Source organism: Halohasta litorea, from assembly GCF_024494645.1.
Lineage (GTDB): Archaea > Halobacteriota > Halobacteria > Halobacteriales > Haloferacaceae > Halohasta > Halohasta litorea.
Genome location: NZ_JANHDJ010000002.1, coordinates 171,545 through 187,527 on the forward strand (window position 1 = coordinate 171,545; position 15,983 = coordinate 187,527).

A 15,983-nucleotide genomic window follows, 5' to 3' on the forward strand; every position below is an offset into this window, starting at 1 on the left:
CACAAACACAACTATATGTCTCTTCCACCCAGTAGGCAACTATCCTAGGACCCTCTCAATGACCGCCGTCTTCTGGATTCTCGTCATGTTTGCGACCGTCAGCTCGCTGTTTATGGCGTGGTCGCTGGGGGCCAACAGCAACTCGCCGCCGTTCGCTCCTGCGATCGGCGCGAACGCGGTGTCGACGATGCGGGCGGCGTTCCTGATCGGGATTCTCGCCGCCGCTGGCGCGCTGACACAGGGGGGTGCCATCTCCGAGACGATCGGCGCCAATCTGATCGGTGGGGTCACGATCACACCGCTGGCGGCAGCCTCGGGGCTGTTGGTGGCGGCGGGGTTCATGTCGTTCGGCGTCTACAGCGGCTACCCCGTCCCCGCAGCCTTCGCAACGACGGGGGCGATCGTCGGCGTCGGTCTCTCGCTCGGCGGTGATCCGGCGTTCGACACCTACCGGAGGATCGTGACGTTCTGGCTGCTGGTCCCACCGACCTCCGGCGGCCTCGCCTACGTCACCGCGAAACTGCTCCGCCGCGAGGACGTCCCCGAAACGGTCTCCATCCCGTTTCTCGCGGCTGTGGTCGCTGGCATCCTCGCTAACGTTCGGCTCGGCATCATCCCGCACCCCGACCGGGCCCAGGGATCGGTCGCCGAAGCCCTCGCGCGGCTTGTCGGCGACCCCTCGATCCTCGGCGTCGACGTTGCCGTCGTCGGCGTCACGCTCGTGTTTGCAGCCCTCGGATTCCGGGCCATCCGCCGCCGGACGCAACGATCGGTCGAAGCGGGGGTCCGGACCCTGCTTGTCGCCCTCGGCAGTGTCGTCGCCTTCTCCAGCGGCGGCAGCCAGGTCGGCCTCGCTACCGGCCCGCTCGAAAACCTCTATGGAGCCGAACTCGGCCTCCCGAGTATCGTCCTGCTCGCTATCGGTGCGACCGGTATCCTCGCGGGGGCGTGGATGGGTGCGCCGCGACTCTTGCAGGCGACCTCCCGGGAGTACGCCCAACTCGGCCTCCGGCGGTCGATCGCGGCGCTCGTGCCGGGGTTTATTATCGCCCAGTTGGCAATCACTCTCGGCATTCCGATCTCGTTCAATAATATCATCATATCAGGGGTAATTGGCGGTGGGCTCGCGGCCGGGTCGGCTGGCGTTTCGCGCCGAAAGATCGGTGTCACACTCGCCTTCTGGCTGATCACACTGGTCGGCTCGATTGGACTCGGCTATGGCCTCTACTGGGCGCTGTCGACGTTGCTCGGCGTTCAGTAGTCGGCATCTACTTTTATGAGTCGGTATGACTGGCGCTCTTACCGGACGAGAGTGACCGTGACCGGGGCCTCTCCAAGGACGGCCGTGGCGACCGTGCCGAGCAGGCGTCTGGTGAGTTCGCCACGGTCGCTGCCGTGGCCGCCCATGACGATGTGATCGACGTCGTGGGCCTCGGCGTACTCGACGATCGCCGCGGCGGGATCACCGGTTTCGACAGCAGTGTCGACCGAGCGATCGGCGACCGAAGCCTCGGTTTTCGCCCGCTCGATCAGTCGCTCGGCGCGCTCGTGGGCTGCGGCCGTTCGGGACTCGTCGGGCTCCAAAACCCCACCTTCGCTCATCCCGGCATCAATCGGTGTAACGATATTTAAGACCGTTATCCGACAGTCGAACACGGCAAGTGCGTGTGCCAACGCCTCGTCGGCCAGTGGCGAGCCATCCAACGGGACGAGGACGTGTTCGGGGTGCATACGGGTCCTTACGGGGCGACGTACAAATACTCCGCTCCGTCGTCGGAACGTGAACGTTTTCCCCGACAGACTGCCCACGTTCACCTGTGACAACCGGACCGACAGCCGACAGTCGATACAGCTGGTTCGTGGCGTTCGTCGGGGCGATTGCGATGATCTTCACGTTCGGTACGCCACTCTCCTACGGGATTTTTCGCACCCCGTTCAGCGAGACCTTCGGCGTCTCGCCGGTCGCACTGTCGACTGTCTTTTCGGTACTGTTGTTTATGTTCTACATCGGCTCCGGGTTGGTCGGCGTCTTTGCGGTCAGGCTTCCCGCTCGGGGTGTCCTGATTGCTGCCGCGGCCGCGACCGGGCTCACCGTGCCCGCATTGTACGTCGTCGACTCCTACTTCGGTCTGCTGGTCGTCTTTGCAGTCGTCGGTCTCGCCCTCGGCACGGCGTTCGTCCTGACCGCATCGATCGTCCCGCGGTGGTTTGACGTCCACCGTGGTGCCGCGACGGGGTTGATTTTCGTCGGCAACGGTCTCGGCCTGTTCGTCCTGCCGCCGCTGTGGCAGCAAGCCTTCGCAGTCTTCGGGGTCCGGCAGGGGTTTTTGGCGATCATGTCGGTGTCGGCGGTCGCCTTTCTGCTGGCGGGGCTCGTCTGTCGGCGGCCACCGTGGGTCGAGGAGTCGGTGACCTCGGCCCGCGAGATCATCCGTTGGGTCGGCAAGCTGGCTCGGACCCGAACGTTTCAGTTGTTGTTCGTCGGCATCGGACTGGCTTTCGCGTGGTACCAACTGCTGGCTGCGTATGCGGTCGGCCTGTTTTCGGCCCGTGGGCTGACGCAGGCTGCGGCATCGACGGCCTTCGGCTTCATCGGCGGCGTCAGTATTCTCTCCAGGATCACCAGCGGCTATCTCGGCGATCGGTTCGGCCCCCGCCGGGCGTTTCTCGGCTCGCTCGGCTGTGCGGCGGCGGGGATCGCTCTGCTCGTGCTCCCACAGATTCCGGTGCTGGCCGTCGGCGTCGCTCTGATCGGCCTCGGGTTGGGCGGCTCGGCGACGCTGTATATTCCGGTCCTCATGGGTGTGTATCCGCCCGAAAAGGATTCGGCCGTGATCGGCGTGTTTAACGTGGCTGTCGGGATCGGCGCAATGCTCATGCCACCGCTCGGGACAGCGAGTATTGCCTACACTGACGGCTACACGGTCGCAATCCTGTTGTCTCTCGGTCTCACACTGGCCGCGTTCTGGTTGGTGGTCGCCGGGACGGCCGACTCGACGGCCTAACCGTGGCTCGGCCGAGGTGGGAATCCTTATACCCCGTCGACGGAATCCCTCGGGTATGTCAGTCACACTTCCCGGTCCGACGCTTGGCGTCGTCGGCGGGGGCCAACTCGGGCGGATGCTCGGGGAGGCTGCCGCCCCGCTCGGCGTCGATCTCGTCGTCCTCGATCCGACCCCCGAGTGCCCCGCCTCGCCGGTCGCCCGCGAGCAGATCGTTGGCAATTTTGACGACCCCGACGCCATCAGAGAGCTCGCCGACGTCTCCGACGCGCTCACCTACGAGATCGAACTCGCCGACCCCGATGTGCTCGCCGAGGTGGCCGACGAGTACGACGTTCCGGTCAATCCCGACCCCGGCACGCTCCGGACGATCCAGGACAAACTCGTCCAGAAGGAGGCCCTGGCCGACGCTGGCATCCCGGTCCCTGATTTCATCGGGATCGGCGGCGAAAAGGACCTCAAACTGGTCGTCGAGGAACTCGACGGCGTGATGCTCAAAGCCCGCGAGGGCGGCTACGATGGTCGGGGCAACACGCCCGTCCAGGACCCCGAAGACGCAGCCGATGCACTCGACGAGTTGGGCGTCGACACGATGGCCGAATCCTTCGTTCCCTTCGAACGCGAACTCTCGGTCATTGGCGTCAAGGGAGCCGACGAGGTGGCGACCTACCCCGTCACCGAGACGATCCACGAGGAGGAGATCCTCCGCGCCAGCGTCTCACCGGCTCGGACCGACGACGAAACGTTGGACCGTGCCCACAGGGTCGCCACCGACGTCCTGGAGTTCCTGGATGGATGGGGTGTCTACGGGATCGAACTGTTCGAGACCGAGGCCGGGGAGATTCTGGTCAACGAGATCGCCCCGCGGCCCCACAACTCCGGCCACTGGACCATCGAGGGCGCGCGTACCTCACAGTTCGAGAATCACATCCGGGCCGTGCTGGGCTGGCCACTCGGACCGACCGAGCTACGGGAGCCGACCGTCTCGGTCAATATTCTGGGCGATGTTGACGAGCCGGAGGAAGCGACCCTTTATAATGTCGACTCGATCCTGGAGGAACCGAACGCCCACCTCCACTGGTACGGCAAGAAGCAGGCCCGGCCGCTCCGCAAGATGGGCCACGTGACTGCGACCGACCCGGATGAGGACGCCGACCGCGACGTGCTGCTCGACCACACCGAATCGCTCCGCGACGGGCTCACGTTCGTCGACAGCGAAACGTAGTAAAAACTGCCTCCCAACACATCTTATAAACAATGACTACCGCACCCGAAGTCCAGGACCTCATCGACCGACTCGAAGCCGAAGCCGACCAAGAACGCGACCCAGCCACCACGCCCGACGTGGGGATCATCATGGGATCGGACTCCGACCTCGACGTGATGGCCGGGGCCTACGAGGCCCTCGAAACACTCGGCTTCGCCGAACAGACCGATTTCGAGAGCCCACCCGAGAGCCGCTTTACCTTCGAGAGCTACGTCGTCTCGGCCCACCGAACGCCCGAACTGATGTACGTCTACGGCGAGACCGCCGCCGACCGTGGGATCGACGTGATCATCGCGGGCGCGGGCGGCAAATCCGCCGACCTGCCGAACATGACCGCCTCGATCGCCTACCCGATTCCCGTCATCGGGGTGCCGGTCCAGGAGAAGTCCGTCGACTCGGTGATCGGCATGCCGACCGGCGCACCGATTACAGCGGTCGACGCTGGCAAGTCGTTCAACGCGGGGCTGTCGGCGGCCCAAATCATCTCGCGTGAACACGCCACGATCGAAGAGGCACTCGTCGAGTTCCATGATTCCCAACTGAGTGAGGTCGGCGAGGTCTCGCAAGCACTCCACGATCTGGGAATCGACGGGTTCCGAGAGCGCGAGTCGTAGACAACGTCGCTTCTGAGGTTAGAAACCCGTATCGTCGACCAGTAGTTCGCTTTCGATGTATGATTCGAGTTCCTCCCGGAGCAGCGCCCCCGGCGCGTCGGTTCGGGTGGTCTCCTGGAGGTTGATGCCTTCGAGGGTGGCGCTGAGGAACTCCGCCGTCCGGTGAGGATCGACCGGTTCGAACACGCCCGCATCGATCCCCTCCTGGATGATGTCGGCGAGATAGTCGACCAGATCGGCGGACATCTCGGTGAACTCCTCGCGGAACGCCGGGTTCTGGATCGCCTGCGACCGCAGTTCGAGGTAGGTGCCGATCCGCTCGTTGGCGTCCGGTCTCCCCTCCGGAGCGGGATATTCGCCGAGCGAGATGGTAATATAGGCTTTCAGATCGCCGACCGGATCACCGGCCGACTCGATCCGGTAGCCCCGCTCGAAGTAGTCCCGCATGTACTGGACGAACGACAGCAGAATGTCGTCCTTGCCGTCGAAATGGTGGTAGAACGTCGACTTGGTGAGCGCCGACTCATCGGCGATCCGCTGGATCGAGATGCCGGGGTAGCCGTGTTTCTGCAGGGCCGCGAACGTCGCCATCATGATCGCCTCGTGGGTGTCGGCTGGCTCGCCGTCGAGCGGTGCCTCCTCGCTCATGGGCCGGGGTTGTCGACCGGCGGAAATATAGCTTGTTACTGGGCGACACAAGGAGTGTGGTGGCAGCCGCCCGGTGGCGGCTCCAAGCCGGAGTCGTTTTATCGGCGATGGCTGGCTGCGATCAGACCGTCCCGGGAATCCAGACGCCGGTGGGGATGAGGCCAGCGACGTACAGCAGGCCGATCCCGAACGACCAGACGACGATCGCCATCGCTGGCGGGTCGATGTGGGTCCGGCCGTGAGCGTAGAAGATCCGCTGGGTTACTTCGCCGAGGAGCGCGGCGATGAGACCCAGTCCACCGGCGATGAGAAGGCCTGCGGTCACCGAGAGTCCGGCGAGGGCTGCATCACCGGAGGCGGTCACCGCGAGGAAGACCGTCGACCCCGCCAGCGTGATGTGGTGGGTCACCGGGAAGTTCTCGACGCCGAGATTCAAAAACAGCAGTGAGGCGGCGCTGAGCCCGAAGCCGAGGAACGGGCTGCCGGTTCGGAACGCGAGGTAGCCCGAGGCCAGCCCCGCGATAACGCCGATGGCGCTGACTTCGGCCCACTTGTACTGCTGGGGGAGCCACGGCTCGGTCGCGAGCCACTCGGCCTCCGGCTCGCCGCCGTTTTCGACGCTGCCTGCGCTGCCCGCAGCATTGCCGACCGTCTCACCGCGCTCGAACGGTCCCATGTCCAGGAGGCCGCTGCCCTGCGGCTTGCCGACCAGCGCGTAGCCGAAGACCGCCCGGTGGACGAACGCGCTGATCACGATGCTCACCGGGATCGGGTCGACCGTGATAAGCAGGTTCCGCGAGAGCTGTTCGATGGCGATACCGAGCAGGCCGAAGAGGCCACCGACCGCCAGCACGTCGGGTTTGTTGCCGAGTGCGAAGCCGATGTCCTTGGCGTTGTGGTAGTCGAAGCCCGACTCCATATACCCTTTTTTGGCCGCGTAGGCGGCCGCCGCGGCCCCGCCAGCGAAGGAGATGTGCGGGCCGAAGACGTGGCCGAAGCCGATCCCCACGAGGTCGACCGACCCCTCGGGGGCGACGCCGACGATGTTCGCCGCCGCACCGGCGACCACGAGCAGGCCGGTAAGCACGAACGCCGGGAGCGCGCCGATAGCCGCGCCGAAGGCACCGCCCGCGAACGCGCCGATCCAGATCGAGGGCTCGCCGAGGACGCTCGCCACGTCGCCGAACGAGCCACCGAACGCTTGGAAGACGAGTTCGGGTGCGATCTCAGCGGGCATCGATGGTCACCATCGTTGTTCGGTTGGTCGACTGGTTGCTGTCTGTCGGTGCTGTCCTGGATTCGCTGCGACCGTCGTGGACCACACCACACTGCGAGTTCCCCCCCGCCAATGTAGTGGCTCCGTTGCTGTGATTCCGTGTCATGTATTCACCAGCTGCGTCTCGAACGAACGTTCGTTTTATTATTAATGTGTTGGTTTTTCCTGAATGAAGGTCGGTTCGGAGCGGCAGCGTCGAAACTGGCGTGTCGACGACGGGATGGGCTCGGCAGGCCGTGAAAAATTAGCGTCGTAGTTGCGTTCGTGTGTGCGGCGTGCAGCTGTTAGTTATATTGCTGGATCGGGGTCGGAGCTCTCGGCCAACCAGTAGCCAGTCGACACCCCGAACAGAGCGAGACCCAAACCGAGCATCCCGGCCCCGAACTGGATCTCTGGACCGTACCCTTGAGAGAGCATCAGTGCGCCGAGCGTCGCTCCGCCACCGAACACACCCGATGGGAGGCCCCGCGTCTTCCGGCTCGACACCACTTCGGGATACCGGATCACGATTTCGGTGGTGACCGCATAGAGTCCGAAGATGCCGGTCAGAATTTCCGTTGACGGATCGGTGAGGCTCGTGATCCCGGTCACGACTCCGGCCACGAGGAGGGCGGTCCCATACCGTGCTGCGCGGTTCATGTTTATATTTCTGAACGACGCACAACCATTAATATATACTGACACACCCCGGTGCGGTGGGTGATTGCTACGGTATCTGGATCGATTCGGTGCTGTTCGTCCGCGTGCCGTCGACCTCCGTTCCGGTTATCGTCGGCCGAGACTGTCGGATCGCCGCCCAGTCTGTGACATCGATCACCGTGCCGTTGGCCACGTCGACCGTGACCGAGTACTTCAGCCTCGTCTCCCGGTTGTCGGTCGGATCACTGATCCCGACATCGGCTCGATCCTCGACGTAGGAGGGCTCACGGTCGACGACGACCGACCCTTCCCGGCTGTTCGATTCATTGGTTTCGAATCGGTACACAGAGACGTTGCCGGATGTGTTTACTGACGTGATGTTGTCGCTACGGTAGACTTCCGTCGTCTCGAGTTTGTAGATCGGGTCGACCGAGAACTCGACACGGTCCATCTCGTCGATCCGCTCGCTGACTGTCCGATTGTTGCGGGCGACCTCGATGGCGTGCTCGCGGTCGGCGTCGGTCAACGGCTGGCGTCGTTCGGCATTGACACGGTATCGACCGGATTCGGTCTCCTCGACCTCGACGGTGGTAACGTTCGACAGGTCATCCGTCACCGTCACCGTCCGGTTGCGGTCGGAGAACGTGACGTTCTGCTCGGAAACGACGAATTCTGCGGCATCGTCGCCGGTTGCATCGGGCGTCGGAATCCCGTAGCTGATACCGATTCCGGCCGCTGTCAGGCCAACAATAGTAAGCACAACCAGCATGCCGAGCCGGGACCGGAGCTCTCCCCGCATCGTGGTCCGATAATTGATTGAAAGAGCTAATGAACGCTGTGGTGAAACGCGTTCCAAACTGGTTGAGAACGCGTTTCACGACTGTTTCACGCGAAAAAAACGGTAACTGTTAAGCCGTGGTGTTAGATATCCGGCCGTATGGATCGCCGCGGGTTTCGTGGTCGACAGCTCCTCCCAGCAGTTGGATTCGTGGGTGCGGTTGTCGTCCTCGCCGTCCAGTTGATTACCCCTTCGCCCGTGATGGTTTCGCTCGGCGAGAACGGTGCGGAAGCGACGCAGGTCGGACAGTATTTCACCTACTCGGACGTCTCGGTGATCGTCGTCAGTGCCATCCTCTGTGGGGCGAGCGGCGCGTGGTTACTCGTCGGCGGATCAGCGCCGACCACGGCTACCGCACACCACAATTCCACCGGTGACCACGACGCGACCGACACCACGCCGACGGGCGGGACGACCGCCGACTCCGAGGCAGCCTCACAGGAACGCTGGGAGCAGGTGATCGACCGGCTCCGTAACAACGAGAAGACGATCTACTCGCTGCTTGTCGACGCCGACGGCGAACTCCCACAGCGGGAACTCGTCGAAGCAACCGACCTCTCGAAGGCGACGGTCAGTCGCACGCTTGATACACTCGAACAAAAGGAGTTGGTCGAGCGCAAACGCCGCGGCATGGGAAACGTCGTTCACCTTCAATAACCCTGCTCAGCCGGTTTCGAACCGGTTTCTAACACGTTCCGAACAGTTACCAATAAACACACTTCTGGGCTTTCACGCAAGTCACAAGCGGGCAGCACAGTCCGTCGATGGCCCTCCCACGTCCGGTAAGAGGGTTGTCGACGGCCACGGCTGCCTCCGAGAGACAGTATGCGATACACAACAGCAACACTCGCGGTACTGCTGCTGCTGGCCGTCGTGGCCGGTGGTGTCAGTGCGGCACCGATGACGAATCCGTCGACCGTAGCGTCGGCGGACACAGCACAGCCAGCAGAGTACACCATCGAGACGGTCGACCCCGACGACGAGCTGACCGACCGGGACGTCGAGACGGCCCGCGAACTCGCGTGGGCCAACGACTCCGTGCGAGCGGCCGTCGACGCCGACACACCCGTCAACTTCGAGGTCTGGGCACCGAACGGCGATGACGACCACGTCTCGGTCTGGGTCGACCAGAACGGGACGACAGTTGCGATCGCTGACATCGATCTCGACGCCGAATCCGTCCTCGCGGTCGACGAGCCGGAGGTTCTGTCGGTCAGTGAGACGGAGAGCTTCGAAGTCGAAACCACGCTCGATTCGTCGGCTGGGGACTCGACGACGGTCTTCGGAGTGGAAATTGAAGGCGAGACGACAGCCGACGGAAGCGTCGACAACCGAACCGTCGATGACGACTACTCGACGATCGAGCTCGATGCGGACGACTACGACGTGGTCGACGGTGAGGGCGACGAGTAACTGATCGACCCGCTCCGACGCGCATTCCCCTTTTTATCGTTTGTTGTCGTCGGTGTATCCCGCAATCTGGTGGCGTCCGATACCAGCGGTGGAACGGACGACACCCGATTCCGAATAGTTCCTACTCGTCCGGGGGAGCCCTCACACAATCAGTTCCAGGTGACGATCAGCAGGCCCAGCGCGATGACGACCGCAACGCCGGTGCCGACACCGCCGCCGATGCCTCCTATGAGTGCTAGCTGTCTATCGGCCTCAGTCATTGTTTATTGATTTTTGCGAGGGTGTTTAAAATGGAAATCGACGTTCATATAGGGGGTTTATCAGGATATGGTGACAAATTTTCTGTATGAACCGTCGTACCCTCCTTGCCGGAGGTGGCTGCATCGGCCTAGCCTCGCTGTCGGGCTGTCTCGGAACCGTCGACTCCCTGTTGGAGGGCAACCCCGATGTCGACCGCCGCGATCCGAGTTCAGCTCCCCGTCCCCCGAGTTGGATGCAGTCCGACGGATTAGACCGGAACGCGACAGCCGAAACGGCTGTGCAGTTCGGCAGTACCGCAAACACTCATTGGGTGTACCTCACTGCGGCGTCGACTCGCTCGCTTGAAACCCACGTGACGGTGCGACGAAAGGGAGCCGATCGCTTTTATACGGAAACAGTGTCGCTTTCGCATGCGAGTTACGTTGTTCTTGGATTCGGACAGCCGAGTACGTACGTCGTCGACCTTTCGGTGGCGGGCGAAACAGCAACCGTCGAGGTGCCGGAGGATTTCGTCGACTGTAACGACTCCTCGCAGCTGGTCGTCGTCCGGTCGGATGGAACGGTCGAAAAGTCATCTCAGACGACACAAGTGGAATGTGGACCATTGTAGCCGAACATCCCTGTATGACTGAGTCTACTGCGTAGGACTGCCGGTCAAAAATCAACGCTTATGAGGGGCGGGTTCAAACCTCCGCACGTTACGGAGAACCCGGAATGTCATGGATAGCAATCGGGGCATTGGCGCTCGTCGGCATCGCCATCCCACTCGCGATGATGGCGGTATCGGCGCTCCTGCGTCCAAGTGTCCCCGAACAAGGCAAGAAGACAACCTACGAGAGCGGTGAGATCCCGACGGGCTCGGGGCGCGTCCAGCTCAACATCCAGTACTACATGGTCGCGCTGCTGTTCGTCGTCTTCGATATCGAGACGGTGATGATCTTCCCGTGGGCGGTCATGTACCGCAGCGCGCTCGAAGCGGGCATCCCGCTATCGCAGGCGCTGCTCCCAATGTTGCTGTTCGTTGGGATCCTCGTCATCGGTCTCGTATGGGCGTGGCGCATTGGGGCCGTCGAGTGGACAACGAGTCTGCGGGCTTCGGCGCAAAAGACAGAGAGACAGAACACATGAGCAGCGACAACCAACAACCATTCGTCACCGACAGCTCGAACGTTGCGACAGATACCCGCGAGGCACGGCTCGCGGGCCAGGACGACCGATTCAACTCCCGACTCCGGGAGGCGTTCGGCTCCTCGCCGTTCATCCTCACCAAGTTCGATAAGTTCATGAACTGGGTGCGCGGGTCGTCGATGTTCATGCTCCAGTTCGGGATCGCCTGCTGCAGCATCGAAATGATGCACACCTACGCGGTCAAACACGACCTGGACCGCTTCGGTGCTGGCGTCCCACGAGCATCGCCGCGACAGGCCGACGTGATCATCATCCCCGGGACGATCGTCTCGAAGTTCGCCCCGCGGATGAAACGCGTCTACGACCAGATGCCCGAACCCAAGTTCGTCATCGGGATGGGGTCGTGTACCATCTCTGGTGGGCCGTTCCAGGAGGGCTACAACGTCGTCAAGGGCGCCGAGGAGGTCATCCCGGTTGACATCCACGTGCCGGGCTGTCCGCCACGCCCCGAGGCGCTGATCTACGGCGTCGCCAAGCTCCAGGAGCGGATCTCCAACGGCGAGTCCGCGCCGGTCGTCGTCAAACCCTACGAGCTCGAACAGTTCGGCGACCTCGAACGCGACGAGATCGTCGATCAGCTCTCCAAGGAGATCGACACCGAGGACCTCGTCATGCGGTACAACTGGGCTGATTCACCATGAGCGTCGAACTCCCCGACACCACTGGCGTCGCCGAACAATCCCCCGAAGAGATCGCCGACCTGCTCGGCGACCTCGTGATCGGCCGCGAGGAACACCTCAACGCTCCCGGCTTCGTTATCAAACCCGACACGGTCGTCGAGACGCTCAAACGGCTCCGCGATGATGCGGGCTTCGACCACCTCTCGTGTGTCACGGCCCAGGAGTACGAAGATCGCTTCGAGTCGATCTACCACCTCACGAAGTTCGACGACCGGACCCAGGAGGTCTCGATCGTCGTGCCCGCGGACAAGGAAAACCCCGTGAGCCAGTCGGCAAACGAGGTCTTCCGGACCGCCGATTGGCACGAGCGTGAGGCCTACGATCTGGTCGGTATCAACTACGACGAGCATCCCGACCACCGCCGGATTCTCCTGCCGGAGACCTGGCAGGGCCATCCGCTCGGCAAGGACTACGATCAGGACCAGCCACAGGTCGTTCCGTTGCGGGAACACCAGAACCCACTGCTCGAAGACCAGCAGGCCGACAACCAAAGCGAGACGATGTACCTCAACATCGGCCCGCACCACCCAGCGACCCACGGCGTGCTCCACATCAAGGCCGTCCTCGACGGCGAACAGGTGGTCGATCTCGAACCCGACATCGGCTACCTCCATCGCTGTGAGGAGCAGATGTGTCAGTCGAGTACCTACCGCTACCAGATCATGCCGTATCCGGACCGCTGGGACTACATTTCGGCGGGACTGCTCAACGAGTGGGCCTACGCGCGTGTGGCCGAGGATATGGCCGACATCGAGGTCCCGGAGTACGCCCAGATCATCCGGACGATGGGCGCTGAACTCTGCCGGATGGCGGCGCACTTCCTCGCACTGGGGACGTTCGCCCTGGACATCTACGGCGACTTCACCGCGCTGTTCATGTACTCGATCCGCGACCGCGAAAAGGTCCAGAACATCTTAGAGGACCTGACCGGCCAGCGGCTCATGTTCAACTACTTCCGGCTCGGCGGGGTCGTCTGGGACCTGCCGGAACCCCGGGAGGACTTCTTCGAGAACGTTCGGGACTTCCTGGACGAACTCCCGACCGCCCTCGAAGAGTACCACGACATGATGACCTCCAACGAGATCCTCCAGATGCGGACGGTCGGTACTGGGGTCCTGCCGCCGGAGGTCGCCAAGAGCTACGGCGCGACCGGACCCGTCGCCCGCGGTTCGGGCGTCGACTACGACTTGCGGCGCGACGACCCATACGGCTACTACGAGAACCTCGATTGGGACGTCGTCACCGAAGACGGCTGCGACAACTACAGCCGACTGCTCGTGCGCATGCGCGAGGTCGAACAATCGGCCAAGATCGTCGAGCAGTGTATCGACCTCCTCGAAGATTGGCCCGAAGACGAGCGCAACATCCAGGCCAACGTCCCGCGGACGATCAAACCCGACGACGACACCGAGATCTACCGCGCGGTCGAAGGCGCGAAGGGCGAACTCGGGATCTACATGCGTGCGGACGGCACCGAAAAGCCAGCCCGCTTCAAGATCCGGAGTCCGTGTTTCTCGAACCTCCAGACGCTGCCCGAGATGTCCAACGGCGAGTACGTCCCTGACGCGATCGCCTCGCTGGGCAGCCTCGATATCGTCCTCGGCGAGGTGGATCGCTGATGGTGGGGCCACTCCAGAGCGAAGTGGTGCTGTTCCCCGAACGGATCGCCAACCTGCTCGGACTGAGCGGCACGCTTGGCGAGATCGTCGGCGCGCTGATCGGCGCGTTCATCGTCGGCAACATCATGCTGGCGATGACCGGCGTCGCCGGACCGTGGGCCAAACGGAAGATCACGGCGGCGTTCACTGACCGAATCGCCGTCGACCGGATCGGCCCGTTCGGCCTGTTGACGATCGTGACCGACTCGGTGCGACTACTCTCGAAGGAGTTGATCATCCCCGAGGGTGCGGACCGCCCGTCCTACGATATCGCGCCACTCATTCTCCCGGCCTCCGCACTGCTCGGCTTTTCGGTGATTCCGATGGGCAGCGGCATCCAGCTCGCTGACCCCGAGGCCGGGCTCGCGTTGGTGTTCGCCTTCGCCTCCATCGCCTCGATCTCGCTGGTGATGGGCGGCTACGCCTCGAACAACAAGTACTCGCTGATGGGCGGGCTCCGTGCGGTCGCCCAGAACATCGCCTACGAGATCCCGCTGATCGTCACCGCGATGTCGGTGGTCGTCTTCGCGGGCTCGCTGCAGATGAGTACGATCGTTGCCGAACAGACGTCGACGCTCGTCTCGCTCGGCGGCATCTCGATTCCGGCGTGGTACGCGTTCGTCAACCCCTTCGCGTTCGTGCTGTTCCTCGTGGCGAACATGGCCGAGATCGGTCGGAACCCCTTCGACATTCCGGAAGCCCCGACCGAGATCGTTGCTGGCTACCAGACGGAGTACTCCTCGGTGTACTTCGTGCTGTTCTACCTCGGGGAGTTCCTCCACGTCTTCCTCGGCGGCGCGATCATGGCGACGATCTTCCTTGGCGGACCGGCGGGGCCGATCCTCCCTGGCTTCGTCTGGTTCGTCATCAAGATCTGGGCGTTCTTCCTGTTCACCCAGTGGTGCCGCTCGGCGCTGCCCCGCGTTCGCATCGACCAGTTGATCGAAATCGGTTGGAAAGGAATGTTGGTGCTCTCGTTCGCTAACTTGGTGCTCACGGCCATCATCGTGGGAGTGATAGCATGATCGGACTACTCAAAGGCATGGCAACGACGATGAAACACGCACTCGACGGCAAGACGTTCACCGTCAAGTACCCGGAAACAGCCCCCGAAGTGAGCCCGCGGTTCCGCGGCGTCCACAAGTTCAGCCAGGAGCGCTGTATCTGGTGTCGACAGTGCGAAAACGTCTGTCCGAACGACACGATTCAGATCGTGATGGACGACCAGCGCAACGGCGAGCAGTACAACTTGCATATCGGCCAGTGTATCTACTGCCGACTCTGCGAGGAGGTCTGCCCGGTCGACGCCATCCTGCTGACCCAGAACTTCGAGTTCACCGCGGACACCAAAGACGAGTTCGTCTACAACAAAGAACAGCTCAAGAACGTTCCGTGGTACAAGGGGATCGACCCCCTCAACTCGCGGAACCCCGATCGCGGTGCATGGATCGGCGAGGGCGATGGCGAAGTCGATTATCAGTAACTGGGCGGATCGTTCTCGAAATCTTCAAAGGGATACCTTAAGGATACACACACAATGGTTTATGAGACCATCGCGTTCGCGCTGTTCGCCCTGATCACGTTGGGCTTCAGCATGGGTGTCGTCCTCGTCGACGACGTGTTTCACGCGTCGTTGCTGTTGGGCGGGGCCCTTCTGAGCGTCGCGGTGCACTACGTAATGCTGCAAGCCGAATTCATTGCAGCGATGCAGATCCTCGTCTACGTGGGCGGGGTTCTCATCCTGATTACGTTCGCCGTGATGCTGACGCGACGAGAGACGGAGACGGAGGTGAGTAGCGTATGACTGACGATGGACCGGACAGTTCATCGCGCAAACCCGGGCTTGCGGCCATCGCACTGTTTGGCGTGTTAGCCGCAGTCGTGCTCGGTTCGGCCAGTGGCTTTAGCGACCCCGCCACGGGCTTCCCCGCGGGCGAATCGATTATCCACAACATCGGCTACGCGCTGTTCGATATCGACCTCGGCGAGATCCCATCGGAGGGCTTTCTCGCCGCCTTTTTGATTATCGCGATCGCGCTGGATGTCGCACTCGATAGTGCGGTCTACCTCGCCAAGCAGGAAGACGAGGGGACGATCGTCTCGGCGCTGACCGATGGCGGCCAGGATATCGTCGACGGCGATGTCGCAGCCACCGACGAGACCGACGAAACCAACCGCGGAGGTGACCGCTGATGGTGCCACCGGAGTACTATCTACTGTTGTCGTCGGGGCTGTTCTGTATCGGTCTCTTCGGCATCCTGACGCGGCGCAATGCGCTGTACTTCCTGATGTCGGTCGAGTTGATGCTGAACGCCGCGAACATCAATCTGGTCGCTTTCTCCTTCTACTGGGGCAACCTGACCGGCCAGACGTTCGCGCTGTTCGCCATCGCCTTAGCGGCCGCCGAGGTCGCGGTCGGTATCGGCATCATCCTCGCGCTGTACCGCAACTTCGGAGATGTCGATGTCATGCAGGCAGCAACAATGAGGTGGTAAAGAT

At 62.6% G+C, this 15,983-nt stretch carries 21 protein-coding genes; 15 read left to right on the forward strand and 6 right to left on the reverse strand.

Annotated features, from left to right (window positions below; all coding sequences use genetic code 11):
- Positions 1–58: 58 nt before the first annotated feature.
- Entirely contained in the window at positions 59–1,261 is a 1,203-nt protein-coding gene (locus NO877_RS05690; RefSeq protein ID WP_256395355.1) for an inorganic phosphate transporter, read from the forward strand.
- A 38-nt stretch (positions 1,262–1,299) separates the two neighbouring features.
- On the opposite strand, the gene NO877_RS05695 is transcribed toward NO877_RS05690, so the two are convergent.
- Complete coding sequence (locus tag NO877_RS05695; RefSeq protein ID WP_256395356.1) at positions 1,300–1,731, reverse strand: universal stress protein; 432 nt, start codon at positions 1,729–1,731, stop codon at positions 1,300–1,302.
- A gap of 152 nt (positions 1,732–1,883) precedes the next feature.
- Here NO877_RS05695 and NO877_RS05700 point away from each other — a divergent pair, with 152 nt between their 5' ends.
- Genes NO877_RS05700 through purE form a run of 3 tightly spaced genes read left to right on the forward strand, consistent with a single transcriptional unit; the run spans position 1,884 to position 4,883 of the window.
- Positions 1,884–3,005, forward strand: coding sequence for an MFS transporter (locus NO877_RS05700; RefSeq protein ID WP_303646915.1), 1,122 nt, complete (start codon positions 1,884–1,886; stop codon positions 3,003–3,005).
- 55 nt (positions 3,006–3,060) lie between these two features.
- A complete protein-coding gene (locus NO877_RS05705; protein WP_256395358.1) occupies positions 3,061–4,227 on the forward strand; it encodes a 5-(carboxyamino)imidazole ribonucleotide synthase in 1,167 nt (388 codons plus the stop codon).
- 32 nt (positions 4,228–4,259) lie between these two features.
- On the forward strand, positions 4,260–4,883 hold the full coding sequence (gene purE / locus NO877_RS05710; protein WP_256395359.1) for a 5-(carboxyamino)imidazole ribonucleotide mutase: 624 nt from the start codon (positions 4,260–4,262) through the stop codon (positions 4,881–4,883).
- Between the two features lie 18 nt (positions 4,884–4,901).
- Here purE and NO877_RS05715 read toward each other — a convergent pair whose 3' ends face one another.
- The 5 genes from NO877_RS05715 to NO877_RS05735 form a co-directional block, all read right to left on the reverse strand.
- The gene (locus NO877_RS05715) at positions 4,902–5,531 is read right to left on the reverse strand and encodes a TetR/AcrR family transcriptional regulator (protein WP_256395360.1); all 630 of its coding nucleotides are present in this window, start codon (positions 5,529–5,531) and stop codon (positions 4,902–4,904) included.
- A 121-nt stretch (positions 5,532–5,652) separates the two neighbouring features.
- Entirely contained in the window at positions 5,653–6,768 is a 1,116-nt protein-coding gene (locus tag NO877_RS05720; protein WP_256395361.1) for a DUF7973 family transport facilitator, read from the reverse strand.
- The gene (locus NO877_RS05725) at positions 6,758–6,913 is read right to left on the reverse strand and encodes a hypothetical protein (RefSeq protein WP_256395362.1); all 156 of its coding nucleotides are present in this window, start codon (positions 6,911–6,913) and stop codon (positions 6,758–6,760) included. The genes NO877_RS05720 and NO877_RS05725 overlap by 11 nt, the downstream gene beginning before the upstream one ends.
- Before the next feature lie 182 nt (positions 6,914–7,095).
- The gene (locus NO877_RS05730; protein WP_256395363.1) at positions 7,096–7,446 is read right to left on the reverse strand and encodes a hypothetical protein; all 351 of its coding nucleotides are present in this window, start codon (positions 7,444–7,446) and stop codon (positions 7,096–7,098) included.
- Positions 7,447–7,513: 67 nt separating this feature from the next.
- Positions 7,514–8,245 (reverse strand): hypothetical protein, encoded by a 732-nt coding sequence (locus NO877_RS05735; RefSeq protein ID WP_256395364.1) that lies wholly within the window; start codon positions 8,243–8,245, stop codon positions 7,514–7,516.
- 138 nt (positions 8,246–8,383) lie between these two features.
- On the opposite strand from NO877_RS05735, the gene NO877_RS05740 reads away from it, so the two are divergent.
- From NO877_RS05740 to nuoK, 11 genes are all read left to right on the forward strand, one after another.
- Complete coding sequence (locus NO877_RS05740; protein ID WP_256395365.1) at positions 8,384–8,941, forward strand: helix-turn-helix transcriptional regulator; 558 nt, start codon at positions 8,384–8,386, stop codon at positions 8,939–8,941.
- Between the two features lie 168 nt (positions 8,942–9,109).
- Positions 9,110–9,697, forward strand: a complete 588-nt coding sequence (locus NO877_RS05745) for a hypothetical protein (protein WP_256395366.1) — start codon at positions 9,110–9,112, stop codon at positions 9,695–9,697.
- Positions 9,698–10,043: 346 nt separating this feature from the next.
- Complete coding sequence (locus NO877_RS05750; protein ID WP_256395367.1) at positions 10,044–10,568, forward strand: hypothetical protein; 525 nt, start codon at positions 10,044–10,046, stop codon at positions 10,566–10,568.
- Between the two features lie 104 nt (positions 10,569–10,672).
- Positions 10,673–11,086, forward strand: a complete 414-nt coding sequence (locus tag NO877_RS05755; RefSeq protein WP_256395368.1) for an NADH-quinone oxidoreductase subunit A — start codon at positions 10,673–10,675, stop codon at positions 11,084–11,086.
- A complete protein-coding gene (locus NO877_RS05760; protein ID WP_256395369.1) occupies positions 11,083–11,787 on the forward strand; it encodes an NADH-quinone oxidoreductase subunit B in 705 nt (234 codons plus the stop codon). The genes NO877_RS05755 and NO877_RS05760 overlap by 4 nt, the downstream gene beginning before the upstream one ends.
- A complete protein-coding gene (locus tag NO877_RS05765) occupies positions 11,784–13,445 on the forward strand; it encodes an NADH-quinone oxidoreductase subunit D (protein WP_256395370.1) in 1,662 nt (553 codons plus the stop codon). The genes NO877_RS05760 and NO877_RS05765 overlap by 4 nt, the downstream gene beginning before the upstream one ends.
- Complete coding sequence (locus tag NO877_RS05770) at positions 13,445–14,509, forward strand: complex I subunit 1/NuoH family protein (RefSeq protein ID WP_256395371.1); 1,065 nt, start codon at positions 13,445–13,447, stop codon at positions 14,507–14,509. The genes NO877_RS05765 and NO877_RS05770 overlap by 1 nt, the downstream gene beginning before the upstream one ends.
- Positions 14,506–14,967 carry a NuoI/complex I 23 kDa subunit family protein gene (locus NO877_RS05775; protein ID WP_256395372.1) on the forward strand — a complete coding sequence of 154 codons (462 nt, stop codon included), beginning with the start codon at positions 14,506–14,508 and terminating at the stop codon, positions 14,965–14,967. The genes NO877_RS05770 and NO877_RS05775 overlap by 4 nt, the downstream gene beginning before the upstream one ends.
- A gap of 54 nt (positions 14,968–15,021) precedes the next feature.
- Positions 15,022–15,288, forward strand: a complete 267-nt coding sequence (locus NO877_RS05780; protein WP_256395373.1) for an NADH-quinone oxidoreductase subunit J — start codon at positions 15,022–15,024, stop codon at positions 15,286–15,288.
- A complete protein-coding gene (locus tag NO877_RS05785; RefSeq protein ID WP_256395374.1) occupies positions 15,285–15,677 on the forward strand; it encodes a hypothetical protein in 393 nt (130 codons plus the stop codon). Before NO877_RS05780 ends, NO877_RS05785 begins: the two co-directional genes overlap by 4 nt.
- The gene (nuoK, locus tag NO877_RS05790) at positions 15,677–15,979 is read left to right on the forward strand and encodes an NADH-quinone oxidoreductase subunit NuoK (RefSeq protein ID WP_256395375.1); all 303 of its coding nucleotides are present in this window, start codon (positions 15,677–15,679) and stop codon (positions 15,977–15,979) included. The genes NO877_RS05785 and nuoK overlap by 1 nt, the downstream gene beginning before the upstream one ends.
- Positions 15,980–15,983 lie beyond the last annotated feature (4 nt).